At 65.7% G+C, this 25514-nt stretch carries 24 protein-coding genes and 1 riboswitch; of the genes, 7 read left to right on the forward strand and 17 right to left on the reverse strand.

Annotation, left to right across the window (positions count from 1 at the left end; all coding sequences use genetic code 11):
• Positions 1-36 precede the first annotated feature (36 nt).
• From ACZI8W_RS23880 to ACZI8W_RS23935, 12 genes are all read right to left on the reverse strand, one after another.
• Positions 37-1422: a class II 3-deoxy-7-phosphoheptulonate synthase gene (locus ACZI8W_RS23880; RefSeq protein WP_463371002.1), complete on the reverse strand. Its 1386-nt coding sequence runs from the start codon at positions 1420-1422 to the stop codon at positions 37-39.
• A 45-nt stretch (positions 1423-1467) separates the two neighbouring features.
• On the reverse strand, positions 1468-1959 hold the full coding sequence (locus ACZI8W_RS23885; protein WP_463371003.1) for a polyadenylate-specific 3'-exoribonuclease AS: 492 nt from the start codon (positions 1957-1959) through the stop codon (positions 1468-1470).
• A 30-nt stretch (positions 1960-1989) separates the two neighbouring features.
• On the reverse strand, positions 1990-2742 hold the full coding sequence (locus tag ACZI8W_RS23890) for a lysophospholipid acyltransferase family protein (protein ID WP_463371004.1): 753 nt from the start codon (positions 2740-2742) through the stop codon (positions 1990-1992).
• Between the two features lie 128 nt (positions 2743-2870).
• A complete protein-coding gene (locus ACZI8W_RS23895; protein ID WP_463371005.1) occupies positions 2871-3851 on the reverse strand; it encodes an ROK family protein in 981 nt (326 codons plus the stop codon).
• 17 nt (positions 3852-3868) lie between these two features.
• The gene (locus ACZI8W_RS23900) at positions 3869-4336 is read right to left on the reverse strand and encodes a hypothetical protein (RefSeq protein WP_463371006.1); all 468 of its coding nucleotides are present in this window, start codon (positions 4334-4336) and stop codon (positions 3869-3871) included.
• Positions 4333-5559 (reverse strand): ArsA family ATPase, encoded by a 1227-nt coding sequence (locus ACZI8W_RS23905; RefSeq protein ID WP_463371040.1) that lies wholly within the window; start codon positions 5557-5559, stop codon positions 4333-4335. Before ACZI8W_RS23905 ends, ACZI8W_RS23900 begins: the two co-directional genes overlap by 4 nt.
• Positions 5556-5993, reverse strand: a complete 438-nt coding sequence (locus ACZI8W_RS23910) for an SRPBCC family protein (protein ID WP_463371007.1) — start codon at positions 5991-5993, stop codon at positions 5556-5558. Before ACZI8W_RS23910 ends, ACZI8W_RS23905 begins: the two co-directional genes overlap by 4 nt.
• Before the next feature lie 122 nt (positions 5994-6115).
• Positions 6116-6511, reverse strand: a complete 396-nt coding sequence (locus ACZI8W_RS23915) for a polyketide cyclase / dehydrase and lipid transport (RefSeq protein WP_463371009.1) — start codon at positions 6509-6511, stop codon at positions 6116-6118.
• A 49-nt stretch (positions 6512-6560) separates the two neighbouring features.
• On the reverse strand, positions 6561-7718 hold the full coding sequence (locus ACZI8W_RS23920; protein ID WP_463371010.1) for a glycosyltransferase family 4 protein: 1158 nt from the start codon (positions 7716-7718) through the stop codon (positions 6561-6563).
• 64 nt (positions 7719-7782) lie between these two features.
• Positions 7783-9114, reverse strand: a complete 1332-nt coding sequence (locus ACZI8W_RS23925; RefSeq protein WP_463371011.1) for a DUF1570 domain-containing protein — start codon at positions 9112-9114, stop codon at positions 7783-7785.
• 60 nt (positions 9115-9174) lie between these two features.
• Positions 9175-10221: a C40 family peptidase gene (locus tag ACZI8W_RS23930; protein ID WP_463371012.1), complete on the reverse strand. Its 1047-nt coding sequence runs from the start codon at positions 10219-10221 to the stop codon at positions 9175-9177.
• A gap of 203 nt (positions 10222-10424) precedes the next feature.
• Positions 10425-10988 carry a C40 family peptidase gene (locus tag ACZI8W_RS23935; RefSeq protein ID WP_463371013.1) on the reverse strand — a complete coding sequence of 188 codons (564 nt, stop codon included), beginning with the start codon at positions 10986-10988 and terminating at the stop codon, positions 10425-10427.
• 15 nt (positions 10989-11003) lie between these two features.
• Positions 11004-11169, reverse strand: a riboswitch (cyclic di-AMP (ydaO/yuaA leader).
• A 448-nt stretch (positions 11170-11617) separates the two neighbouring features.
• Here ACZI8W_RS23935 and ACZI8W_RS23940 point away from each other — a divergent pair.
• Positions 11618-13375, forward strand: coding sequence for a DEDD exonuclease domain-containing protein (locus ACZI8W_RS23940; RefSeq protein WP_463371014.1), 1758 nt, complete (start codon positions 11618-11620; stop codon positions 13373-13375).
• Between the two features lie 69 nt (positions 13376-13444).
• A complete protein-coding gene (locus tag ACZI8W_RS23945; protein WP_463371015.1) occupies positions 13445-13720 on the forward strand; it encodes an Lrp/AsnC family transcriptional regulator in 276 nt (91 codons plus the stop codon).
• Between the two features lie 80 nt (positions 13721-13800).
• Here the strand turns inward: ACZI8W_RS23945 and trpD are convergent, their stop codons facing one another.
• Together trpD and ACZI8W_RS23955 are read right to left on the reverse strand one after the other, a co-directional pair.
• Positions 13801-14892, reverse strand: a complete 1092-nt coding sequence (gene trpD / locus ACZI8W_RS23950) for an anthranilate phosphoribosyltransferase (RefSeq protein ID WP_463371016.1) — start codon at positions 14890-14892, stop codon at positions 13801-13803.
• A 115-nt stretch (positions 14893-15007) separates the two neighbouring features.
• Positions 15008-15466 (reverse strand): hypothetical protein, encoded by a 459-nt coding sequence (locus ACZI8W_RS23955; RefSeq protein ID WP_463371017.1) that lies wholly within the window; start codon positions 15464-15466, stop codon positions 15008-15010.
• Positions 15467-15604: 138 nt separating this feature from the next.
• On the opposite strand from ACZI8W_RS23955, the gene ctaE reads away from it, so the two are divergent.
• From ctaE to qcrB, 4 genes are all read left to right on the forward strand, one after another.
• Positions 15605-16219, forward strand: coding sequence for an aa3-type cytochrome oxidase subunit III (gene ctaE, locus ACZI8W_RS23960; RefSeq protein ID WP_463371018.1), 615 nt, complete (start codon positions 15605-15607; stop codon positions 16217-16219).
• Positions 16220-16323: 104 nt separating this feature from the next.
• Positions 16324-17160: a cytochrome bc1 complex diheme cytochrome c subunit gene (gene qcrC, locus ACZI8W_RS23965; RefSeq protein WP_463371041.1), complete on the forward strand. Its 837-nt coding sequence runs from the start codon at positions 16324-16326 to the stop codon at positions 17158-17160.
• Positions 17157-18284: a cytochrome bc1 complex Rieske iron-sulfur subunit gene (gene qcrA, locus ACZI8W_RS23970; RefSeq protein ID WP_463371019.1), complete on the forward strand. Its 1128-nt coding sequence runs from the start codon at positions 17157-17159 to the stop codon at positions 18282-18284. Before qcrC ends, qcrA begins: the two co-directional genes overlap by 4 nt.
• Positions 18281-20020: a cytochrome bc1 complex cytochrome b subunit gene (qcrB, locus tag ACZI8W_RS23975; protein WP_463371020.1), complete on the forward strand. Its 1740-nt coding sequence runs from the start codon at positions 18281-18283 to the stop codon at positions 20018-20020. Before qcrA ends, qcrB begins: the two co-directional genes overlap by 4 nt.
• A gap of 658 nt (positions 20021-20678) precedes the next feature.
• On the opposite strand, the gene ACZI8W_RS23980 is transcribed toward qcrB, so the two are convergent.
• Complete coding sequence (locus ACZI8W_RS23980) at positions 20679-21095, reverse strand: cytochrome c oxidase subunit 4 (RefSeq protein WP_463371021.1); 417 nt, start codon at positions 21093-21095, stop codon at positions 20679-20681.
• Positions 21096-21123: 28 nt separating this feature from the next.
• Positions 21124-22179, reverse strand: coding sequence for an aa3-type cytochrome oxidase subunit II (ctaC, locus tag ACZI8W_RS23985; protein ID WP_463371022.1), 1056 nt, complete (start codon positions 22177-22179; stop codon positions 21124-21126).
• Between the two features lie 312 nt (positions 22180-22491).
• Between ctaC and asnB the strand changes: the two genes are divergently transcribed.
• Positions 22492-24417: an asparagine synthase (glutamine-hydrolyzing) gene (asnB, locus tag ACZI8W_RS23990; RefSeq protein WP_463371023.1), complete on the forward strand. Its 1926-nt coding sequence runs from the start codon at positions 22492-22494 to the stop codon at positions 24415-24417.
• A 68-nt stretch (positions 24418-24485) separates the two neighbouring features.
• Here the strand turns inward: asnB and ACZI8W_RS23995 are convergent, their stop codons facing one another.
• A complete protein-coding gene (locus ACZI8W_RS23995; protein WP_463371024.1) occupies positions 24486-25454 on the reverse strand; it encodes a carbohydrate kinase family protein in 969 nt (322 codons plus the stop codon).
• Between the last annotated feature and the right edge of the window lie 60 nt (positions 25455-25514).

The raw sequence follows: 25514 nt of genomic DNA on the forward strand, positions 1-25514 counted from the left end.
GTGGTGTCGGCCGGGCCGTTCTGCGGATCAGCGTCGTCAGCCTCGCAGCATTTCGGCGACGAGGAAGGCCAGCTCGATGGACTGCTGCGTGTTCAGCCGGGGATCGCACGCGGTTTCGTACCGGCCGTGCAGGTCCACGTCGGAGATGTCCTGGGCGCCGCCGAGGCATTCGGTGACGTCTTCACCGGTCAGTTCGATGTGGATGCCGCCCGGGTGAGTGCCCAGTGCGCGATGCACTTCGAAGAAACCCTGGACCTCGTCGACGATCCGGTCGAAGTGACGGGTCTTGTACCCGGTCGACGACTCGTGGGTGTTTCCGTGCATCGGGTCGCACTGCCAGATGACCTTGTGGCCGGTGGCTTCGACAGCTTCGATGATGCCGGGCAGCAGGTCGCGGACCTTCGAATGCCCCATCCGCGAGATCAGGGTGAGCCGGCCCGGTTTGTTGTGGGGATCGAGTCGTTCGACGTACTCCGCAGCCATTTCGGGCGTCGTGCTCGGGCCGACCTTCAGACCGATCGGGTTGGAGAGCAGTTCGGCGAAGGCGATGTGGGCGCCGTCGAGCTGCCGGGTGCGGTCCCCGATCCACAGGAAGTGCGCCGACAGGTCGTACAGCCGGGGCTCGTCTCCGGTGGTGTCGAGACGCAGCATGGCCCGCTCGTAGTCGAGCACGAGAGCTTCGTGACTTGCATAGATGGTCGCGGCGCGCAGGTTCGGGTCGATGACCCCGCAGGCATCCATGAAACGCAGGCCCCGGTCGATTTCGGAGGCGAGCGCCTCGTAGCGGGCTCCGGCCGGTGACGACGCGACGAACTCACGATTCCAGTCGTGGACGCGATGCAGGTCGGCTTCGCCACTGGAGGTGACCGCCCGGACCAAGTTCATCGCCGCACTGGCGTTGGCGTACGCCCGGACCAGACGTGAGGGATCATGTACGCGGACGGCGGCGTCGGCGACGAGGGAATTCACCATGTCACCCCGGTACGACTGCAATCCGAGTGCATCTGTGTCCGAGGAGCGAGGCTTGGCGTACTGCCCTGCGATGCGCGCAACCTTGACGACCGGCGTCGAGGCACCGTAGGTCAGGACGACAGCCATCTGCAGCAATGTACGGATGTTGCCCTTGATGTGCGGTTCGGTGTTGTCCATGAATGTCTCGGCACAATCACCGCCCTGCAACATGAAGGCCTCGCCGCGCGCAACGGCCGCGAGTTGATTCTGCAGTTCCTCGACCTCGCGGGGCACCGTGATCGGCGGCACGCTCTCGAGGACGGTCCGCATCGCCTCGGCCTGATCTTGGGGCCAACTCGGCTGCTGCAATGCGGGCCTGGACAGCGCGGAGTCGAGCTTTTCGCGCAGTTCCGAGGGCAGCGGCGGAAGTTCGGGCAAGCGGTCGATCGGTACGTCGACAGTCCAGTTCACTCCACCAGGATATGGCCACGGCTCCCACCGGTCGCACAGACCCGGCTATCGAGTCCGGCGGGCCGCCTCGATTGCATCGAACTTCGCGAGATTGTGACGGGCGTCGGTGAGTGCGTCGTGGTTGTCGTCGGGCACCGGCGGAAGCGATGGGGACCCGTGCTGTTCCCAGTGCTGCCGCAGTTCGCGGGTGAAGCGGGGTAACACGTCGGGCAACTCCGGCATGGATCCCCACAGTTGGACCAGCGCGACGTGGTCGTATGCGCCGATCCACGCCCACAGCTCGGGTCTGACACCCACGCGGGGAACGAGAAATGTCAAAAGGTCGTCGCGGATGCGGCTTCGCGGCTTCCAGGCCGGGTGACTCGGGTTCGGCAGCTTGGGAAGAACATTGCGGCGAACCCACGGGCCCGCACGCTCGGGGTCGAATTCTGTGGACACCGCGTAGAACTCGCGGCCGTCCTCACACACCACACCTATCGACACGAGTTCGATGGTGCGTCCGTCCTCGATGAACTCGCAGTCGTAGAAATAGCGCACGTGGCCACATTATGCCCGGCACACCTTGCGTCACCCCGCCTGGGTGTCGGGCATGCGATCGGCATCGCCGAGATCGCGTACGACCGCGACATCTGGAGTGCCGGCCCCCGCCACCTTGTCCTTCATGGATGCGGCATAAACATCGACATATTCCTGACCGGACAGCTGCATCAGGGAGTACATCACCTCGTCGGTGACGGTTCGCTCGACGAATCGGTTCCCTCCCATACCCTCGAATCGGGAGAAATCGATCGGTTCGCCGACCCGGACAGTGATCTTGGCCGGCTTCCACATCTTGGAGCCGATCGGGTTCATCTTGTCGGTCCCGATCATCGCGACGGGAATGACGGGTACGCCGGTCTCCAACGCGAGGCGCGCCAACCCGGTCTTACCTTTGTACAGGCGTCCGTCGGGCGAACGCGTGCCTTCCGGGTAGATGCCGAGCAGTTTTCCCTGCGCCAGAACCCGGACACCGGCGTTGAGTGCGTCCTGCGCGGCGTCCGCGCCCGTCCGGTCGATCGGGACCTGACCGACGGAGGAGAAGAACCAGCGCTGGAATGCACCTTTCAGCCCGGTGCCGGTGAAGTACTCGCTCTTCGCCAAGAAGGTGATTCGCCGCTTCACGAGCAGCGGCGCATAGAACGAGTCGAGCACGGCGAGATGGTTACTGGCGAGTATCGCGGACCCGTCCGACGGGATGTTCTCCCCGCCCTCGAACTTCGGCCTGCCCATAAGCCACAAGAGTGGACCCAGCAGGACGTACTTGGTCAGCCAGTACCACATGGCACCCTTCCCGGAATCGGCGAAACAGGCCCACAAGGCCCGCTGGTCGACTCTACGTCGACTCGTGGGTCACCCGCACGTCGCAGGGTGCTCGGCTCCACTGGAACGCACAGGAAGTGACAAGAATCTCACGAGAAGGTCGCTTCTTGATTCGCCGCCACCGCCCGCCGGGCGAGGTCTGCGGCGCCGATCAGTCCGGCGGCATCCCCGAGTTGCGCGGCGCGTACCCGGGCAAGGGGCCGGTATCCGGAACCGGTCGAAGCAACAGCGTAGTGCTCTCGTGCATCGTCGAGAAACAGCGCGGCCGAACCCGACACTCCTCCGCCGACGACAATGAGCTCCGGATCGTACACATCGGCAACGATAGATAACCCCAGCCCCAGCCAGCGGGCGAACTCGGCCACGGCGGCGTGCGCGAGTAGGTCGCCGTCCCGTGCGGCGTCGGCGATCCGCCTGCCGGTCAACGAACCCGGATCCGCCCTCGTTCCAGCCGCCAGCTGCGAATGCCCGGGGTCGGCGGCAAGCATCTCGACAGCAATGTCGACCAGGGCGGTGCCGCTGCAATACCGCTCCCAGCATCCTCGCTTACCGCAGGGACAGGGCCGACCGCCCGGCACGACCTGCAGGTGACCGAGCTCGGGTGCAACTCCGTGTGCGCCTCGGAAGATCCGGCCGTCCAGCATGAGCGCGGCGCCGATACCGGTCCCGAGCGCCACCAGCACCGCGACGCGGCTGCCCGCGGCTGCACCGAACCGGTATTCGGCCCAGCCCGCTGCGTTCCCGTCATGTTCGAGGACCACAGGCAGTCCGAACCGGTCCGCGAGGCGTTCCGCGATCGGGGCGTCGGTCCACGGGAGGTGCGGGGCGAAGCGGACGGTGCGGCAGTCGGCAGTGAGGAACCCGGCGACCGCCAACCCCACCGCAGAAACATCGTTGCGGTCGGCGAGCTGCCGGACGACCCGGTGCAGTGCATCCTCGAGCACGGGCGCCGATCCGGGGGTCGGCGCACGCGCAGAATCGATCACCTCCCCGGATGCATCGACCACTGCGGCCCGGATATTCGTTCCGCCCACATCGATACCGATCGTGAACCGTTCGGACTCAACCATCTCGTCAGTGTCCGCCGTCAAGGGCGGATCGTGACGGAGATGGGCACGAACCCACCGCGATCAGGGGGGTCCGGAGGAGTCGGGTCGTCCGGCCCGGTATCGGGCTCGGGGCCGGGAGACGGCAGAAAACGGGCCACCAGTTCGCGAATGATCGCGATCAACGCGGCGAGTTGCGACGCCAACTTGGTGATCAGCTCGTGGTTCTCACCGCGGACGAGTGCGGCGACCGCGCACAGCGGGCACCAGGTGCAGCTACCGGTATCGGTCGGGGCGGGCGCAGGCGCCACGGGGGTGTCCTCGTTCGCCGGAGGATCCGACTGCCCCGCACGGCCTGCGTGGTGGTGGTCTGCACCGTGTTGCTGGGGGTTGTGTCGCTGGGGGCCGTCCTGTGCGGCCACCTGCTCGACCAGCGCCTCGACACGGTCGAGCACGGTATCGGCGAGGACCCTCAGGTCGGCCAGGAGAGCGTCGTGATCCGAACTCACTGCGGCCACACCGCCGGATCCGGGATGAAGCGCAGCACCAGATCGGTGCCGTCGAATTCCGCCTCCGATACAGTGCAGCGACGCAGACCGGATGCCAGACGCAGCCTGCGGCGAATGCCGTCGGCCCCCACGACGAGGTCGTCGTCGACTCGGCCGAGCGTGAGCGACGACGGATCGGCGAGCGGGAGATGCATCCGCATCGTGTACACCGCGTCCACCCCCGTTCCCGTGTCGTGACCGATCCGGACCGGTTCGACGTCGCCGGCCCCCTGTCGCGACGGATCCCGGTCGCCTCGGTAGCGCTGTGCCAGCTCACCGAGTGAGAGCAAGCCTATCGGTTCACTTCTGCGGCGCTCGCACACGGCAACCGGCGTCTCGGTGACCAGCGCACGGATGTCGTCGACGGCATCGGACTGCGCCGCGCGCGCGGCGGTGACCCACTCGGCGGCGGATCCGTCCCCACCGAGGTCGGGCAGAATTCCGTTGACGATGACGGCGTCGAGCCGGAGTGTGGCCATCGCGGCCCAGGACCGAAGTCGCCGCAGCTCGGCGAATCCCGCGCGGTCCGGGGTCGTGACGAGTGTCGCACCCGTTCGGGTGCGGTCGTCGATCAGGTCTCGTACCGCACCGAGCCCTCCGAGTATCCGGTCGTAGAGCGCCACCACCATCATCAGTCGCGGATCTGGCCCGCTCGATGCGGCAATTCTGCTGTGCTGCGGCCAGATTCGATCCATGTAGTCCGAGAACGTGCGGGGCGACGCGATCATCCGGAAGGCGTCGCCGGATGCAGGCGCATCGACGATCACCGTGCGCCAGCGTCCGTCGTCGGCCAGTCGGGTCACCTCGGTGAGCGCGAGAAGCTCCTGCACTGCCGGTAGGCCGATGAGTTCTTCCGGGGCGGGCAGATCGAACTGCCCGTCGTGGTCGTGCCCCCCTGTCACCGTCGCGAGTCGGTGCAGTGTCGCGTAGCGCTCCTCGAGCAACCCGAGCGAATCGATCTCGTACATGTCGAGGCCGTCGGCCACGGGCGTCACGCCTCGTCCCGCGTCGACGGCGAGGACGTCGGCGAGCGAGTGCGCTTGGTCGATGGAGACGAGGAGCACCGGGTCGTCGGCATGCGCGGCCCCGACCGCGGTGGCCGCGGCGAGGGTGGTCTTGCCCGCACCTCCCTTGCCGAGGAACAGTCGTACGCGGGCGGGAGTCGTCCCGCGTTCGGCGCTCAGCCTTCCACCTTCTTCTTCAGTTCTTTGAGCGCGGTATCAGTGATCACCTTTTCGGCCTTTCTCTTGAACAGGCCGATCATCGGGATGGTCAAGTCCACGGTGAGTTCGTAGTCGACCACGGTGCCGCCCCCTGGAGCGTCGACGAGGACGTAGCTCCCGGATTGCGCCTTCTGGATCTCGCCGCTCTCGAGGTTCCAGCTGACCGCTCGCCCGTCCGATGCCCAGCGGTATCGCAGGGTGTAGGTGTCCTTGACGATCCCTGCGTCGAGGACGAACCGGACGGTTTCGGCGCGGCCGTCGGGCCGGCGCTCGAGTACCTCGACGGTCTTGGCCGCCTCCACCCACGTGGGGTAGGCGTCGAAGTCCGCAATCACGGCCATCACCTGACCTGCCGGGGCATCGATGGTGATCGACCTCTTGGTCTTCTCGGCCATTCGACGAAGACTCCTTTTCGGTCCGTCGCGTGTACTGGAGGTGCGGGGCCGTCTCCGTCACCGAAGCAGCCGATACCGACGCCGTTGTCTACCACACACCGTAGCGATACGGTATCGGTCCGTCAGGGCCGGTCACGCGGAGCGTCACCGGCGGCACGCCCGGCTTCGAGACGCGCCTTGATGGCGAAGGTCATCTTCTTCCCGGCCACTCTGCGCTCCCGGTTCATCGACGCCAGGTCGAGGTCCGCAACGCGTTCGGACGCGACACCCGTCGGCTCACAGTGCAGGAAGTAGTGGATGATGGCGCCGTCGAGCGAAGGTTCCAGCCATACTTCCATCGTCCCGGTCAGTGGACCGGACACCGCCCATCGGATTCCCTGTTCCCCACGGTCCTCGCGGACGATCAATGCGAGATCCGGCCACCACACGCGCCACCGGTCCGGCGCGGCGATTTCCGCGGCGATGCGGACGGGGTCTGCCGCGACGAAGGTCTGGTCGGACACCTGAATGCTGCTCACGCAGACAGCCTCACATATCGGGCGTCCGGTCGAGTCGCCACCCCGCAGTTCAGTGGACGGTGCTCGGTCGCTGCGGCCTCCCCCCCAGGAGTTCCCGGAGTTTGGCGCCGAGAACGTCCCAGCGCCACTCGGTCGACGCCCACTGCCGACCGGCGGCTCCCATCGCCGCGGCCCGGTCCGGATCGGCGAGAACCCCGGTGATCGCGGTCGCGACAGCCGACACCGACGTGCCGTCGACAACGAACCCGGTCTCCCCGTCGCGCACCGTCTCGGGGGCACCGCCGGATCTCCCTGCCACGACCGGAACACCCGTGGCAGATGCCTCGAGGTAGACGATCCCGAGGCCTTCCACATCGAGCCCGGCGCCCCGGGTGCGGCACGGCATCGCGAACACGTCCGCGATCGTGTGATGTGCTGCCAGCTCCGCGGCGGGGACACCACCGGTGATGACGACATGGTCCTCCACACCGGTCTTGCGCGCCAGATCACGAAGCGTGTCCTCGTACGGGCCGCCACCGACGATGACGAGTACGGCTCCGTCGATACGACGCCGGATCTGCGGCAACGCTCGAATCAGAGTGTCCTGGCCCTTGCGCGGTACAAGCCTCGACAAGCACAGCACCGTCGGCCGATCACCGAGTCCGTACCGTGCGCGGAGCTCGGCGCGGGCCACCGGATCCGGCCGGAACACCTCGGTGTCGACGCCGGACGGCAGGTGTTCGAGACCGGCGTCGGGACCGAATGCCGACGCAAACCTGCCTCGGGTGTAGCGGCTGACGAATGTGACGGTGTCGGACTCGTTACCGATGCGACGCAACAACTGTCGTCCGCCCGGCACCATCGACCAGCCGACTTCGTGACCGTGGGTGCTCGCCACGATCCGCTCGGCGCCGGCTCGGCGCAGCACCGGCGCCAGCAGCGCCAGCGGCGCCGCGGCGCCGAACCATACCGTGTCGCACCCCCTATCGGCGAGCAGACCGGATGCGCGCCGCGCGACTGCCGGAGTCGGCAGCATCAATGTCGTCGGGTGACGCACGACCTCGAACGGCTGCTCGGCGTCATAGCGGATGTGACTGTCGCCGCGCCAGCGCGGTGCGTACACGACGATCTCGTCGGCCGGAAGTTGCGCCGCGAACGAGCGCAGGTACGACTGGATCCCTCCCGGTCGAGGCGGAAAGTCGTTGGTCACCAGCAGCGTTCGCGACATGGCTACACCGTAGGGTGTGGGGAAAGCCTTTGCTCGACGGGGCCCTGATCGAGAGGCGCGGAGGTCAGACTCGTTCGGTGAGCCAGTCGCCCCATCGGTCGACGACATCTTCCGCGTCCGATCCCACGATCTCGGTGAGTGCGTCACTCTGGTCGCCCTCCGGCGCCGGCCCGTCCGCGAGTGCGCGGTACAACGAGGTCAGTTCGTCTTCGCCGTACTCCTCTGCCAGGAACGTCGTGAGGCTCCACGCAGTCTCGTATGCGGTGCGGGATCGGCCCGGGTCGGCGAAGTCGGCGTCGGTGGGGATCCGTGCGGGTGCGCCGTTGCGGATGACCTCCCCGACGAGGTTCGGAGCGACTCGACGTAGGTCGGCACCGGTCACGGGCGTTCCGGTGCCGGATCGGTAGGCGATGTAGTCGGCGTATCCCTCGAGGATCCACATCGGTGATCCGTCCACGGTCTGCGGCCGGGCTGCGATGTGCACCAACTCGTGCCGGAGGACCGCGCGCAGGCCCTCCCTCGAGAGACGACCACCGGCCGCCGGGCTGAAGACGATGCGTTGGCCCGTTGCTCTGTCGTGCTCGGGATCGACCGCATCGGCGATCGCCACTGCAGCGATCTCGTCACCGTTGTGTGCCGTGCCCACCTGGTCGGTGAACTCCTCGTAGCTCGAGGTGACCAGCACGAGCGACCGTTCCGGCCAGTCCGTCCCCCACACCTCCGACACCGCGTCGACAGCGGCGGGAAGTTCGTCCGCGATGCTCTCGGCGAGGTCGGTGGTATCGGAGTGGGCGAGGATCATCGACGTACCACCGGCAGTCGCGGTGGTCGTCAGGTCGAGCGGTCCGTGGTCCCACAGCCCTCGCCATGTCGCAGACGCCGAATCCGGGAGAGGCCGGTCGGATGCGATCTTCCACCCGTCGTGACGCGCGACGAACAGCACCGCGACAGGTTTACGTGTCGGAGTCTCGTCTACACCCTCGACGCCGTAGCGCAACGTCACGGTGAGCGCGAGTAGCGGATCGTCTCCGAACCGGCGGCCAACTTCGGCCGGGACCTCGCTGGCGGGCTCGGCGCCGAGCTCGTATCCGAACTCGGCCAAGGGCACGAGGCTGAGCGCCTGCGCGCGACGGATCTCGGCGTCGAGCAACTCCGTTCCCGCTGCGGTGTCGATCACCTCGGCGAGAGCTGCGCTGTCGGAGCTACGCACCGCGGCGGCCCAGGAATCGAGCAGCGCCTGCAACTCCACACGGACGTCGGACTCGGACTGCTCGACGGTATCGAGGCCAACGAGAAGGGCGCCGACCGCCGCCACCACGAGCGCCAACCCAGCGAGCCCGATGCGCTCCCACAGCAGGCGGGGACGGGTTCGAGGCGGGGTCTCCGGCGCGGGCACGGCGGCAAGTGTATGTGGCGACCGGTCGCGTCCTCCGCGCCGCGTGGTTGTCCGGGGCGGTCAGTAGCGTCGTGCGCTGTGGAACGGGAAGCTGTCCATCGACTGCACCTTCACCGGCACGCCGAACGTCGAGGCGTGCACGATGTTTCCGTCGCCCGCGTAGATACCGACGTGTGACGCGTCGTTGTAGAAGATGATGACGTCGCCGGGTTGGAGATTGTCGCGCGAGACGGAGGTTCCGCCCTGCGCCTGCGCTTGACTGGAGCGCGGTACGGTCTTTCCGATCTGCTGATACGCCCAGACCACGAGGCCGGAGCAGTCGAACTGATCAGGCCCGGTGGCCCCCCACACGTACGGATCGCCGATCCGGGTGAGTGCGGCACGGAGGGCGCCTGCGCCGTTGCCGGGAATGAGATGCTCCATGATGCGCTCGGCGTCGAGACCGGGCGGGAACGGAGTGCCGGCGAGGATCGACTTCTCCTCGTCACTCAAATTGTCGAAGGCGTCGAGTACTGCGGCGATCTGCGCCTCCAGCTCGGTTTCCTGACGCTGCAGATCGTCGCGCAGCGTCTGCGCCTGCTCGGCTGCGACGCGCGCAGCTTCGGCCGATTCTTGCGATGCCGCGGCGGCGACCGCTGCCGCGTCGGTGGCTCGGCGGAACCCTTCGATCTCGCGATCGGTCTGCGCGCCGAGCACGTCGAGCATCACCATCTGGTCGAGCAGCTGCTGGGGCGAGTCGCTGACCATTACCGCGAAGAGCCGATTGGTGCGTGAACCCCGGTAGTTGGCTTGGGCCAGTTTGTCGACAGTGGGCTTGAAGCGTGCGACCTCGGCTTGGGCCGTGGCCAACACGTCCCGGTCGGTGGCGGCGCGAGCATCGAGGTCGTGTTGTTCGGCGATTCGGGCATCCAGTTCGATGCCGGCATGGTGCAGCGCTTCGGTGGCCTGCTCGGATCGACGGGACAGGTCGGCGAGATGTTCGAGTTTGGCGGTGGGACTGTCGCCGATGGGGTCGGCTGCTGCAGGCGCAGCCGTGAGCCCCAGAATGAGAAGGACACATGCGGCGAGAGCAGTGCGAACAGCCTGTCCGGCGGGAGCGGAGAACACGCGACTTGTCTTCCTTTCGCAAAAACCTCGATCGCAAAGATCTCGATCAGGTTACGGAATCGCATAGCTTCATGTCTACCCGCGGGTAGTGCGCTTCAATTCGTCGTTCACGATGTTCGTGATCGCCGATTCGACTCCACCAAGCGCGTCGAGGGTGGACCGGCACGTCGCCGATCCACCCTCCACAGGCACTGTTCGTCCGGTCAGAAGCGGCGAGCGCCGTCCACCGGCATCGAGTCGAGCGGCGCAACCTTCACCGGCTGACTCGAGGTCGACGCATGCACGATATTGCCGTCGCCGATGTAGATCCCGGTGTGACTTCCACCGTAGAAGGACACGACATCGCCGGGCTGCAACGCGCCTACCGGCACGGCCTGGCCCGCACCGGCCTGCTGGTAGCTGGTGCGGGGCACGCCCAGCCCCGCCTGCTGATACGCCCACTGCACGAGCCCCGAGCAGTCGAACGCGTTCGGGCCTGTTGCGCCGTAGACGTACGGGGATCCGACCTTACTGAGGGCGGCGTCAGCGGCGCGCTGGCCTACCGAGCTGAACGGCGCAGTGAAGGGAGCGGCTTCGGGGGCCGGTGGAATGAGGTTGGTGACCTCCGGCGGCAGGGTCACGCCGGCGGGAAGTTCGATGGTGCCGATTCCGGGGATGGTGACGGGCTCTGCCATCGCCGGACCGGCGGTGACGGTGACTGCACCGAGCGCGAGCGCACCGGCAACGAGAGCGCGACGTACCGTACGCTTGCTGTTCTGCGAGACCACGAGGGGATGTTCTCCAATTCTTCCGTTCACCCGCCGACCGAGTTAGCTGACGGATTCGGGCCGGAAGATCAGCCCTACCCCTCTCCCGCGAGTGCGGTGGAGGGGATTCACCCCAAGTAACGCGTGTGGGTCCCCGGCTCGGACACTCGAGGTCGAGCGGCCGATTAGGCGGTTACCTAGCGGCCCCAGCCCTCGGGAGTGGGCCGGACGTACTGTTCCGCTTGGTCTCAGGAAGGTTACGAAACTGCATCGCTGAGGCCAACCCCAACTCGCGGGGTATGCACTCTAAGTCCGTTTTGAGTATTTCAGAACCAGTGCCGCCGCCATTTCATAACAGCCCGATAACAACCCCGCGGCGGTCACCTCCACCCGGTCGACCGAATCGAGAGGGAGCGCACCCGCCGAGTGCGCATCGCCGTGACTCATCCCAGTTCAGAGCGTCGTTCGATCTTTTTGCGCGCCCGCCGGGCAACCACCCGGACGCACTGCACAGTCGCCCCGCACGGCACACGGTGACATCCCGCAGAAGACCTGCAGGATGAACCACCCGACCGGGTGTGATCCTCATCTCATCGGCGTGGAAGGTCCGGTTCTCGGGCGTGTCAGAGGCGGTTTCTACGCTCGTGCCCATGACGTCGTCTCCCACCGGCTCCGACACCACTCACGGGATTCAGCTGAGCTTCGACGAACTCGACACTCCCCTCCGCGACACCACCTTCGTCGTGGTCGATCTCGAAACCACGGGAGGACGTTCCGGCGACGACGCCATCACCGAGATCGGCGCGGTCAAGGTGCGCCACGGTGAAGTACTCGGCGAGTTCGCAACGCTCGTCGACCCCGGCCGGTCGATCCCTCCCGAGATCGTCCGCCTCACGGGCATCACCACCGCGATGGTCTATCAGGCGCCCCGTATCGAGGAAGTACTTCCCGCGTTCCTCGAGTTCGCCGGCGGCGCGGTCCTCGTAGCGCACAACGCGGGCTTCGACACCGGCTTCCTCCGTGCGGCGGCTGCACGCTGCGACGTGGCGTGGCCACGGTTCCCCGTCGTCTGCACCGTCAAACTGGCGCGGCGGGTCCTGGGACGCGACGAAGCACCCTCGGTGAAACTCTCCGCACTCGCCACCTTGTTCGACGTGTCGACGCAGCCCACACATCGCGCGCTCGACGACGCCCGCGCAACCGTCGAGGTGCTCCACGCGCTCATCGAGCGCGTCGGCAACCAGGGAGTGCACAGTCTCACCGAACTGCGGGACTACATCCCCGCCGTCACCGCCGAACAACGTGCCAAACGCACCCTGGCTGCGCATCTACCGCATCGCCCCGGCGTATATCTGTTCCGGGGCCCCTCGGACGAAGCGCTCTATATCGGCACGGCCGTGGATCTGCGTCGCCGTGTCCGCAACTACTTCACGGGTTCGGAGACCCGCCCCCGACTGCGCGAGATGGTCGCGCTGACGACCCGCATCGACCACGTCGAATGCGCGCACGGTCTCGAGGCCGGGATCCGCGAACTCCGACTCATTGCTGCCCACGCTCCCCCGTACAACCGCCGTTCCAAATACCCCACTCGCGGATGGTGGATCACACTCACCGACGAACCGTTCCCGCGCCTCGCGATCTCGCGCACACCCTCGACCGACGCGCTCGGTCCTTTCTCCGTCCGGAACGCAGCCGCCGACGTGGCCGCCACCCTCGCCGGGTTCAGTGGGCTGCGCACGTGTACCCGCCGGATCGGCCTGTCCGCGCGCCACGGCGACCGTTGCCCACCCGACGCTGTCGGTGCCTGTTCGGCGGCCTCGTTCGGTCCTCAGACTCCCGACGAGTATTCCGTTCAGGTCCGGCAGGCACGCGCGCTCCTCCGTGGCCACGACGCCTCGACGATCACACGAGCGCAGGAGCGCATCGACGAGTTGGCGGGCAAAGAACTGTTCGAGAACGCGGCACGATTACGCGACCGCACCGCCGACGCAGTCCGTGCCCTTCGACGCACGCAACGCCTCGCCGCGCTTGCCGCCATCGACGAACTGATCGCCGCCCGGCCCCGCCCCGAAGGGGGGTGGGATTTCGCCGTCGTGCGCGCCGGACGACTCGCGTCGGCCGGCGTCGCCGAACGTGGGGTGCGTCCCATGCCGGTCGTCGAGGCGATCACGGCGAGCGCCGAAACGATACGGCCCGGTCCAGGCCCTCTTCGCGGTGCGCCCCCCGAAGAGATAGGACAGCTTGCGCGGTGGCTGGACTCCGACGGGGTGCGCATCGTGCGGACCTCCCACGGATGGTCCGAGCCTGTCGAAGGCGCGGGCCGATGGAGCGAATGGGCCGAGTTGGCCCGCGAAGCGCGCGGGGCCTCCGGGCCGCCCCCGGAACCGGACGCCCACCGCATAGGCTGATCGGCACCGGAGGAAGATCTGCGTCATCGGAGTACAGACAAGTCACCGGAGTACACACAAGGAGTCCCCATGATCAACGCCATCGTCCTGATCGACGCCGACGCCCACCGCATCCCGGAAACCGCCCGAGCGGTGGCCGACCTCGCCGGGGTGGACACGGTGTACTCGTGTGCCGGGGACGTCGATCTCGTGGCGATTGTGCGGGTCCGCGACCACGAGCAGATCGCAGAGGTGGTCACGCGGGGCATCAACAAGGTCGAGGGCGTGAGCAAGACCGTCACGCACATTGCGTTCCAGTCGTATTCGAGCGACGACATCGAGGCGGGCTTCTCCATCGGGAACTGACCCGCTCCCGCGGCACATCCGCGCCAGGTGGTGTCCGCCCACACGGTGCGGGCACCACCTCGACACCATGACGGCTGGGGTCAGCGCTGGGCTTCGCCCCCGAGTCGGGTCGTCACGGCGGCCCACCTCTCGAGCACCTTCACGGCCGCGCCGCTGTCTACGGCGGCCGCGGCCGACTCGAGTCCGGCGGCAAGCGCTTCCTCGAGCCCACCGTCGATACCCCCACCGTCGATACCTCGGAACGCGGCAATCGCTCCCGCGGCATTGAGAAGCACAGCATCACGCACGGGCCCGGTCTCGCCCGCGAGGCATGCCCGTGCGACCACAGCATTCTCGGCTGCATCGCCACCTCGAAGCGCTTCGAGCGGCACGCGTGCGATCCCGAGCCTCGTCGGATCGAGCGTCCGAACCTCGACCGCGCCTCCTCGCACGATGTGCACGGTCGACGTCGTCGACGTCGTCAGCTCGTCGAGACCGTCGTCGCCACGAACGACCAGCGCCGATTTACCACGTTGCGCGAGCACCCCCGCAATGGTCGGTACCAATGACTCGAAGGCACAGCCGATCAGCCCGGCACGGGGACGCGCAGGGTTGGTGAGCGGACCGAGAACGTTGAACACGGTCGGGATCCCGATCTGCTTGCGCGGGGCAGCCGCGAACCGCAGGGCCGGGTGATACACCGGCGCGAAGCAGAATCCGATGCCCGCTTCCTCGAGCGAGCGTGCAACCTGCTCCGGCCCGAGATCGATGTGTACCCCGAGTTCCTCGAGCACGTCGGCGCCACCGCTCTTCGACGAGGCAGCCCGGTTCCCGTGTTTGACCACTCGGATACCCGCTGCGGCCACCACGAGCGCTGCCATTGTCGAGATGTTCACAGTGTTGGCACGGTCACCGCCGGTTCCGACGATGTCGACCGTGTCGTCGTCCACCGGCACCAGGTTCGCGTAGCCGAGCATCGTGTCGGCGAGAGCTCGCAACTCGTCCGGGGTCTCGCCCTTCATCTTCAGTGCGACACCGAACGCCGCGATCTGCGCGGGGGTTGCGTTGTCGGAGAAGATCTCGTCCATTGCCCAGACGGCCTCGGGTCGCGTCAGATCGCGGCCCGCTGTCAGCGATCCGAGTACTGCGGGCCAACTGGCGACCACCTCGTCCGCGGTCTGCCTCGCGTTCATCGCACCTACCCTTCGCCACATCCGACTCGCTGCCGAGCACTGTTGTGCCCTTCGCGGAGAAAGCTTAGCCAGGCGTTGTCCGGCGACTGCATGCATGGCACTCGGCCTGGAGCGGTCACTCGGGCTGGAGCGCGTCCCATCCGAGAGCATTGCCGCCGAGACGTTGGGCCAGCGACGCCATCCGCGACTTCTCCTGGGCGCAGTGCATCGCGTCGAGTCTCTGGACTCGCTGCAAGATCAGAGAGAGCGGTGCCTCCCCATCTGCGGCAGGGGCCGCAGAAGACACCGGAACCGGGGGCACGGAGGCCGTGTAACCGTCCTGACCGGCCAGCGCGAGAGCTTCCTCGACCAGCGCTGAGGGAAGCTGCAGATGGTGTCGCAGGACAGCATCGTCGGATTCGACCCAATACGGGGCCCGCTGTGTGCCACGATCGAGTGCGGCCGAGCATGCCTCCGAGTCGTCGAACGATTCGACGACGATCACGAGGTCCTGCCGGGTTCCGTCGAGGGGCTCTGGTCGCCGTCTCGTCACAAGCCGGCGGATTCTCCCCAGCAACCCCGGTTGTTCACTCATTCCGCCACCTTCACATCCGCCATATCGGGTTGCCCCGCGATCCGGGGACTCGGCATTTCTCACCTCGGGAACTGTGAAGACGCGCCGATTTCGGCCCCGATTGCCCATCACTTACTACGACGGGTCATACTAGCCAGCGTGACGAGCGCAGTAGGGACTTCAGGATCTGCAATCACACAGCGCGTGCACTCGTTGAACCGGCCCAACCTGGTCAGCGTCGGCACAATCGTGTGGTTGTCCAGTGAGCTCATGTTTTTCGCGGGGCTCTTCGCCATGTACTTCGTGGCACGGGCACAGGCGCCGGAGGGCATGTGGCCTCCGCCCCCCACCCACTTGAACCTGTGGGTAGCGGTACCGATCACCTCGGTGCTGATCGCATCCTCCTTCACCTGCCAGCTGGGTGTGTTCGCAGCCGAACGCGGCGACGTCTTCGGTCTTCGACGGTGGTACCTGATCACCCTCGCGATGGGCACATTCTTCGTGCTCGGTCAGGGTTACGAGTACATCGTCCTGGTCCAGGACGGCACCACCATCTCGGGCAGTGTGTACGGCTCGGTCTTCTACATCACCACCGGCTTCCACGGCCTGCACGTGATCGGTGGACTCATCGCATTCGTGTTCCTACTGTTCCGCACCAAGGTCAGTAAGTTCACTCCCGCGCAGGCCACCGCAGCCATCGTGGTGTCGTACTACTGGCACTTCGTCGACATCGTGTGGATCGCACTGTTTGCCACGATCTATTTCATCCGTTAGCCAGCTGAACGCTTAGGCAGCCCCCTGACGTCCAGTCAGTCCCGACTTACATATAAGGGATACAGATGAGTTCATCCCCACCTCTCGCACCCGAGGGTGACGACATGCCCGGTCGATCCTCGGCAGCTTCGGCTGCCACGTCCCGCCGTCAGCGCAAGCTCAGGCGCCGCGTCACCGGCGCCTTGGTACTGGCCCTCGGTCTCCTCAGCGCAGGCTTCCTCGCCTCGGCGCTGACACCCGACCCGCAGGTGGCCACTGCGCAGGACGATCAGAGCGCACTGATCCGCGAAGGCCAGCAGCTCTACGAGACCTCCTGCGTGACCTGCCACGGTGTCAATCTGCAGGGCATCGACGATCGCGGCCCCACGCTGATCGGCGTGGGCGAGGCTGCGGTCTACTTCCAGGTGTCCTCCGGTCGTATGCCGGCCGCCCGAAACGAGGCTCAGGCCCTGCGTAAGGACCCGAAGTTCGACGCCCATCAGACTGATGCTCTCGGCGCCTACATCCAGGCCAACGGTGGTGGGCCGACGGTCATCCGCGACGAGAACGGCGAGATCGCCCAGTCCTCGTTGCGCGGCAACGACATCGGACGCGGTAGCGAACTGTTCCGGCAGAACTGCGCATCGTGCCACAACTTCACCGGTCGCGGTGGCGCACTCTCGTCCGGCAAGTTCGCACCCATCCTCGACCCGGCCAATGAACAGCAGATCTACACCGCCATGGTCACGGGGCCGCAGAACATGCCGAAATTCTCCGATCGTCAGCTGACGATCGAGGAGAAGCAAGACATCATCGCATACGTCAAGTCTGTCAGCGAGACACAGGATCCGGGCGGCTACGGCCTCGGAGGCTTCGGGCCCGGCGCCGAAGGTCCCACGATGTTCGCCGTAGGCATCGTCGCGGTTGTCGGTGCTGCACTGTGGATCGGAGCAAGGTCATGAGTAGCGGCGACACGCCGAACAAGCACTCGATCGAGAACCTCGATCAGATGAGCCGCGACGATCTCGTCGAGCTCGGCACGAACCTCGACGGCGTCGATGTCGCGTTCCGCAAGGATCGGTGGCCCGTCGAAGGCACCCGCGCCGAGAAGCGCGCCGAGCGCAACGTGGCAGCCTGGTTCATCCTGGCCGGCATCGCAGGTGTTGCGTTCATCGCCGTCTACCTGTTCTGGCCATGGGAATACCAGAGCATCGACGACCCGCAATACGGGTGGTACAACCTCTACACCCCGCTGCTCGGTCTGACCCTGGGGCTGTCCATCCTCGGGATCGGTGTCGGCGCAGTCCAGTTCACCAAGAAGTTCATACCCGAAGAGGTGTCGATCCAGGATCGCCACGACGGCCCGTCGGCCGAGGTCGATCGCAAGACGATCGTCGCCGAGCTGGCAGACTCACTCGAGACCTCGACGCTGCCCCGGCGCAAACTCATCAAGCGGACCGCCATCTTCGGCGGTGGTGCACTGGGCGTCGGTCTGATCATGCCGCTCGGCGGACTGATCAAGAATCCGTGGGCCGAGGGTGACGACTCGTCGCTCTGGGTGTCCGGGTGGACGCCCCGCTACCAGGGCGAGACGATCTACCTGCGCCGCGATACCGGTCGCCCCCAGGACATCGTCCTGGTGCGTCCGGAAGACCTCGACGCGGGCGGCATGGAAACGGTCTTCCCGTTCCGTGAATCCGATCGCGGCGACGACCACGCGCTGCTCGACGGTCTTCGCGGTATCCGCAACTCGGTCATGCTCATTCGTCTGCGAACCGACGATGCCGAGCGCGCCATCAAGCGCAAGGGCCAGGAAAGCTTCAATTACGGCGACTACTTCGCCTTCTCGAAGATCTGCACCCACCTCGGTTGCCCGACGTCGCTGTACGAGCAGCAGACCAACCGGATTCTCTGCCCGTGTCACCAGTCGCAGTTCGATGCACTCGAGTACGGCAAACCGATCTTCGGTCCCGCTGCTCGCGCTCTTCCGCAGCTGCCTATTACAGTGAATGAAGAGGGCTTCCTCGTCGCCGGCGGCGACTTCATCGAAGCTCTCGGCCCGGCATTTTGGGAGCGTCGCCCGTGAGTACTGCAACTCAATCACACGCTGCAAAAGCAGGCGAGAACCTCGACTCGCGGTATCACCTTTCAGCCGGCATCCGCCGTCAGATCAACAAGGTGTTCCCCACCCACTGGTCGTTCCTGCTGGGCGAGGTCGCCCTGTACAGCTTCATCATCCTGTTGATCTCAGGTGTCTTCCTGACGCTGTTCTTCGACCCGTCACTGGCCCACGTCACCTACGACGGTGTCTACACGCCGCTCCGCGGTGTCGGCATGTCCCGCGCGTACGAGACGACGCTGAACATCTCCTTCGAGGTGCGCGGCGGTCTGTTCGTCCGACAGATCCACCACTGGGCCGCGTTGATGTTCGCGGCGTCGATCATCGTCCACCTGCTTCGTATCTTCTTCACCGGCGCGTTCCGTCGCCCGCGTGAAGCGAACTGGGTCATCGGCTCGCTCCTGCTGATCCTCGCGATGTTCGAGGGCTTCTTCGGATACTCGCTGCCCGACGACCTGCTTTCCGGCACCGGCCTTCGCGCCGCATTCTCCGGCATCACACTGTCGGTTCCCGTCGTCGGCACCTGGTTGCACTGGATGATCTTCGGCGGAGACTTCCCCGGAGAACTGATCATCCCGCGGTTCTACGTCCTGCACGTGTTGCTCATCCCCGGCATCATTCTGGCGCTGATTGCCGCGCACCTCGCGCTGGTCTGGTACCAGAAGCACACGCAGTTCCCCGGCCCCGGCCGAACCGAGCAGAACGTGGTGGGTGTGCGCATCCTCCCCGTGTTCGCCGTCAAGTCCGGCGCGTTCTTCGCGATGACCTTCGCGGTGCTGGCCCTGATGTCCGGTCTGTTGCAGATCAACCCGGTGTGGAACATCGGTCCATACAACCCATCGCAGGTGTCCGCAGGGTCGCAGCCCGACTTCTACATGATGTGGACGGACGGCCTGGCTCGTATCTGGCCGGCGTGGGAGCTGTATTTGTTCGGCCGATACACGATCCCCCAGCCGTTCTGGATCGCACTGCTCATGGGCTTGGTGTTCACCGTGCTGATCCTCTACCCGTGGATCGAGAAGAAGTTCTCCAAGGACGACGCACACCACAACCTGCTGCAGCGCCCCCGGGATGTACCTGTGCGCACCGGACTCGGCGCGATGGCTCTCGCCTTCTACGGTGTCGCGACGCTCATGTGCATCAACGACATCATCGCGTACAAGTTCGACATCTCCATCAACGCGACGACGTGGATGGGGCGGATCGGGCTCGTCATCCTGCCTCCGCTCGCGTACTACATCGCCTACCGGTTCTGTCTGGGTCTGCAGCGCAGCGACCGCCAGGTGCTCGAGCACGGCATCGAGACGGGCATCGTCCGTCGCCTCCCGCACGGCGAGTACATCGAAATCCACCAGCCGCTCGGCCCGGTGGACGACCATGGACACCCGCTGCCGCTCGACTACCAGGGCGCTGCAGTGCCCAAGCGGATGAACCGCCTCGGCAGCGCAGGCAAGCCCGGTGCCGGTAGCTGGTGGAGCGCGGATCCCGCCGACGAGTCGGCTGCCCTCGAGGCCGCACATCACGAGAGCGAAGCGGAGTTGCGCACGATCCTGAAGGAATACCAGGACCGCATTCACCGCGAGTCCGACGTCGACGACTCCAAGGCGTTGTCCGACAAGGACGACAGCGACAAGGGCGACAGCGACAAGGGCGACAGCGACAAGGGCGACCGCGACAAGGGCGACAGCGACAAGGCTCACTGACGCTTCATCAGCTCGACCCACCGAGGGCCCCGAACCGGATCCGGTTCGGGGCCCTCTGGCCGTATCGAAGCCGTGTCCCGTTCACTGGGTACTCGGCGCGGCGCCAAGGGATTCGCGCCGAGGGATTCATACGTCACCCCTGGCACCAGCGGACAGCTGATCTCCCTGTGGGGCGGACAGCTGATCTCTCGCGCCCGGGTCAGGCCAACGGCATCACCCCCGTCCGACGGTGGCATCCTGCAGTCGCACCGAGGTGGTATCCGGTGGGGACAGGACACGTGCGACGGTACGGCGGGTCTTGTCGGCCCCCTCTGCGATCTTGATCATGGTGAAACACTACGACCGGCCCGACCTCGTTCGGTCCCGAGCATCCGATCGCGGCAAGTCGGACGACCTGACAAGTCTGGTTCGATGATTCTCCCCCGCTGGCGCCGGATGGTGCCCCCAGCGCGGTCGGTGCGGCGGTGTCCGGCACGCCGCGGCGCTTTCGCATCGAGACGGTGACGGCGCGCGTCGGATGGCACGTTCGATCCCGATCAGGCTGCGGCTCTTCCGGATACTTCTCACCGGACACGAACGAGGGCGGGCGCCGCACCCTTTTTGGGTGCGGCGCCCGCCCTCGTGAGATCAGGAGGTGATCAGTGCATTCAGGAAGTGATCAGTGCTTTTCGGGACCGAGATGGTACTCGAATACCAGGCCCGCGGACGCACCGATGATCAGCAGGACAGCGACCACGATCAGCCACCCCTGGAAGAACGCCAGGGAGATCGCAGCGAACGCAGCAGCGGCGGCGAGCAGGATCGGCCAGTAGCTACCTGCGCTGAAGAATCCGAGGTCGCCGGCACCGTCACTGATCTCTGCATCCTCGAAGTCTTCGGGACGCGTATCGAGACGACGCGCAACGAACCGAAAGTAGGTTCCGACGATGAGGGTCAATCCGCCGGACAACGCGAGCGCGGTGAGACCTGCCCACTCGATACCTTTGTCCGACAAGCCGGTGAACGTGCCGTACACGACGGCGACGAGCAAGAAGAACACCGTGACGAGTTCGAAGATCTTGGCTTCGATATTCATTTCAGCACTTGTCCTTGTCGATGTGTGGTCACTCGTCCGCGGCAACGCTCGCCGAGCGGTCCGTGCGGTCGGTCTTGAACGGATGGGTGGAGATCGCGAGCGGATCCTGACCGATCGCCTCGAGCGCCTGGGCGTTGGTCAAACCTTCGCCACCGTCTTCAACAGGCTTACGCAGTTCGATGTACTCCGCGAAATCTTCCGGGGACACAGCACGAACCTCGAAGTTCATCATCGCGTGGTAGGTACCGCACATTTCTGCACAACGACCGACGAAGGCACCTTCCCGCTCGATCTCGGAGATCTGGAACACCGGGTCGGAGTTGTTGTTCAGCGGATTCGGGTTCACGTCGCGCTTGAACAGGAACTCGGGAACCCAGAAGGCGTGGATGACGTCCGATGATGCGAGGTTGAACTCGATCCGGTTGCCGGTCGGGAGCACCAGGACGGGAATCTCCTCGGTGGTGCCGACGGTCTCGATCTTGTCGTAGTTCAGGTACGACAGATCTGACACACCGTCGCCGTGGATGGGACCCGGCTGGGCATGGTGGTCGGCCGACTCCGGATCGAACGGCTCGGAAGCCATGGCTTCCTCGGCTTCGTAATCCGTGCCGTCGTAGACGGACCCGCCCATGTCGACGGTGCGGTAGCCGAACTTCCAGTTCCACTGGAACCCGGTGACGTCGACGACGACGTTGGGGTTGTCTTCCTTCTCCAGCACGTAGTTCTGCACCACGACGGTGAAGTAGAACAGGACACAAACCGCCACGAAGGGCGCGGCGGTGTACAGCAGTTCGAGAGGCACATTGTATGCCGTCTGCCGCGGGAATTCCGGTGAGTTCTTCTTCTTCCGATGGAAGAGAATCGTCCAGAACATCAGGCCCCACATGAGGATGCCCATGGCGAGGGCGGCCACAACCGACCACGTCCACAACTCGCGCATACGCTCGGCCTGGGGAGTAACACCCTCCGGCCAGCCGAAACGAAGAACTTCTTCGCTCGAGCACCCCGTCAACACCAAGGCTGCAATGCCGAGTGATGCTGCGAGCCCGAACCGCCGAAGGATCCGACCTTGCGCCACGTTCACGCCTTCCTGATCGCCGCAATTCCATTAGGGCACACCCGTTGGGCAGACCCAATTACTACGCAGCGTAGACCAAAGCCGACCACTATCCACCCTCGGGGCACGAAGATCGTGTCGCGTCGGATCGGTCGGCCGGACGCAGTCGCGGATGACGACGTGTTTTGCGCGATCCCGATGACGAACTCGATCGGCGATCTGCGGCATACTCCACAGTGACAAACGTCGGATCCCGGCTCAGAGTTCCCCGCATCCTTACGCGCTGCGGACGCCACGGGATCAACTCACTTCCCGATTGGAATCGAGGTACCGAACTCCGTGTGCGGACTGCTCGGGTTTCTGACCAACGAAGGCACCAGCGATGACGCCGTCTCGCGCGTCGGCGACGCACTGCACTGCCTGCGCCACCGCGGACCGGACGAACAAGGCACCTGGCACGACGCCGATCTCGTTCTCGGCTTCAACCGTCTGTCCATCATCGACATCGCCCACTCCCACCAGCCCCTCCGATGGGGACCACCGGAACAGCCCGACCGGTATGCGCTGACGTTCAACGGGGAGATCTACAACTACCTCGAACTGCGCACAGAACTGGCCGACGAGCACGGTGCGACCTTCGCGACCGAGGGTGACAGCGAAACGATCGTCGCGGCGTACCACTACTGGGGCGCCGCCGCGGTGCGCCGGTTGCGGGGCATGTTCAGCTTCGCGATCTGGGACACCGCGACACGCGAACTCTTCCTCGCACGCGACCCGTTCGGCATCAAACCGTTGTTCCTGGCAACAGGCTCGGCGGGCACCGCGTTCGGCAGCGAGAAGAAGAGTCTGCTCGAACTCGCCGACGTCATCGGCATCGACACCGAACTCGACGAGCGCGCGATCGAGCACTACACGGTACTGCAGTACGTACCGGAGCCCGAGACCCTGCACCGCCGGATCACTCGTCTCGAGTCCGGCTCCTATGCCCGCGTACGACCGGGTTCCGAGCCGGAGAAGGTCCGCTACTTCACCCCGACCTTCCCGGTGCGTCCGTTCGCGGCGGGTCGTGAGAAGGATCGCTACCGCGAGATCGCCGACGTCCTCGAGGACTCGGTCGCCAAGCACATGCGTGCCGACGTCACGGTCGGTTCGTTCCTCTCCGGCGGCATCGACTCGACCGCCATCGCGGCACTGGCCAAACGACACAACCCGAACCTGATCACCTTCACCGCCGGTTTCGAGCGCGAGGGTTACTCCGAGGTGGACGTCGCCGCAGAATCCGCGGAGGCCATCGGGGCACGGCACATCGTGCGGGTCGTCTCCCCCGCCGAGTTCGCCGCGGCGATCCCGGAGATCGTCTGGTACCTCGACGACCCCGTCGCCGACCCTGCGCTGGTGCCGTTGTGGTTCATCGCGCGTGAAGCCCGTAAGCACGTGAAGGTGGTGCTCTCGGGTGAGGGCGCCGACGAGCTGTTCGGCGGCTACACCATCTACCGCGAGCCGCTGTCACTCAAACCGTTCGAGTACCTGCCGTCGCCGTTGCGTCGCGCCGCAGGCAAGCTGTCCGACCGCATCCCCGAAGGCACCCGGGGCAAGAGCCTGCTCAACCGAGGGTCGATGCCTCTCGAGGAGCGGTACTACGGTAACGCGCGCAGTTTCAACGACGCACAGCTGCGCTCGGTACTGCGCGAGTTCCGACCGGAGTGGACACATCAGGACGTGACCGCACCGATCTACGCCCAGTCCGTCGGGTGGGACCCGGTAGCGCGGATGCAACACCTGGACCTGTTCACGTGGCTGCGCGGCGACATTCTCGTCAAGGCCGACAAGGTGACGATGGCGAACTCACTGGAACTGCGGGTTCCGTTCCTCGACTCAGAGGTGTTCCGGGTGGCCTCGCAGGTACCGCTCGATCAGAAAATTACGAAACAGACGACGAAGTACGCGCTTCGGCAAGCTCTCGAAGGCATCGTCCCACCGCATGTGCTACACCGCGCGAAACTCGGATTCCCGGTACCGATGCGCCACTGGCTCGCCGGTACGGAGTTGTTCGACTGGGCCCACCAAGTGATCACCGAGTCGCAGACCGAGCACATTCTGGACAAGGCCGCGATCATGAAGATGCTGCACGCGCATCGGGAGGGCCCGATCGATCACAGCCGGCGACTGTGGACATTGCTGGTGTTCATGATCTGGCACGGAATCTTCGTGGAGAAGCGCATCGTGCCGCAGATCCAGGAACCGACCTACCCCGTCGAACTCTAGGCGGGCATCACGCCCGGACCGGGACGGCGCTCTTCGTCGACGACGAGCGCCGTCCCGCACTTCGTCCGTCAGAGAATCGCAGCGATCTCGTCGGCGGCGACGGTGCCATAGGCGTCTGCCAGTCGCTTGACGGCATCGGTCCGGTCGAAAACCCATTCCTGGGTGCCCGTGGTCTCGAGGACGTGCACAGCAACAAGCGACCCGAGCTGTGCCGCATGCTCGACGCTGAGCCCTCCCCGGTGTCCGAGGAGAAAACCGGCACGGAACGCGTCGCCGACACCGGTGGGATCGACTTTGGCGCGCTCGGGCACCACGCCCACCTGGACCCAATTGTCGTCGGCGTCGACGATACGGGCGCCGTCACCGCCGAGAGTGGTGATACGCATGCCGACCTTGGCGCGGATCTCGTCGTCCGTCAATCCGGTCTTCTGCTTGAGCAGGCCCCACTCGTATTCGTTCGTGAACAGGTATTCGGCGCCGTCGATGAGTGCCTCCGCCTGGCGGCCATCGAGCCTCGCAAGCTGCTGCGACGGGTCGGCGACGAACGGAATACCGAGCCGGCGGCACTCCTCTGTGTGACGGATCATCGCGTCGGGGTCGTTCGCACCGATCAGCACGAGGTCGACTCCGTGCTTGTCGACGACGTCGGCAAGGGAGATCTCGCGGGCTTCCGACATCGCGCCGGGGTAGAACGAAGCGATCTGCGCCATGTCCTCGTCGGTGGTGCACACGAACCGGGCCGTATGAGCCGTCGTCGATGTGTGGACCGACCCACAGTCCACGCCGTGCTGCTCCAGCCAGCCGCGGTATTCGGCGAAGTCGGCCCCGACCGCGCCCACCAGCACCGGCGCACCGCCGAGAACACCCATGGCGAAGGCGATGTTGCCTCCCACCCCACCGCGTCGGACAACGAGGTCATCGACGAGGAAACTCAGCGAGATGTGCGCGAGCTGATCCGCGAGCAACTGCTCCGCGAATCGGCCTGGGAAGCGCATGAGGTGATCTGTGGCGATGGAGCCGGTCACAGCGATGGTCACGTGGAAGAGCCTTTCCGCGTTATCGGTATCTGGTGTGTCGAGATGCAGGATTGTCGAGAT

The sequence above is a fragment of the Rhodococcus ruitaii genome (genome assembly GCF_055230935.1).

Bases quoted from the DNA above. Each gene is read 5' to 3' on its own strand.
- ACZI8W_RS23920 (WP_463371010.1), bottom strand. From the start codon at position 7,718: ATGTCGCGAACGCTGCTGGTGACCAACGACTTTCCGCCTCGACCGGGA.
- ACZI8W_RS23910 (WP_463371007.1), bottom strand. From the start codon at position 5,993: ATGGCCGAGAAGACCAAGAGGTCGATCACCATCGATGCCCCGGCAGGT.
- ACZI8W_RS23940 (WP_463371014.1), top strand. From the start codon at position 11,618: ATGACGTCGTCTCCCACCGGCTCCGACACCACTCACGGGATTCAGCTG.
- ACZI8W_RS23945 (WP_463371015.1), top strand. From the start codon at position 13,445: ATGATCAACGCCATCGTCCTGATCGACGCCGACGCCCACCGCATCCCG.
- qcrC (WP_463371041.1), top strand. From the start codon at position 16,324: ATGCCCGGTCGATCCTCGGCAGCTTCGGCTGCCACGTCCCGCCGTCAG.
- ACZI8W_RS23980 (WP_463371021.1), bottom strand. From the start codon at position 21,095: ATGAATATCGAAGCCAAGATCTTCGAACTCGTCACGGTGTTCTTCTTG.
- ACZI8W_RS23895 (WP_463371005.1), bottom strand. From the start codon at position 3,851: ATGGTTGAGTCCGAACGGTTCACGATCGGTATCGATGTGGGCGGAACG.
- ACZI8W_RS23955 (WP_463371017.1), bottom strand. From the start codon at position 15,466: ATGAGTGAACAACCGGGGTTGCTGGGGAGAATCCGCCGGCTTGTGACG.
- trpD (WP_463371016.1), bottom strand. From the start codon at position 14,892: ATGAACGCGAGGCAGACCGCGGACGAGGTGGTCGCCAGTTGGCCCGCA.
- ACZI8W_RS23890 (WP_463371004.1), bottom strand. From the start codon at position 2,742: ATGTGGTACTGGCTGACCAAGTACGTCCTGCTGGGTCCACTCTTGTGG.
- qcrA (WP_463371019.1), top strand. From the start codon at position 17,157: ATGAGTAGCGGCGACACGCCGAACAAGCACTCGATCGAGAACCTCGAT.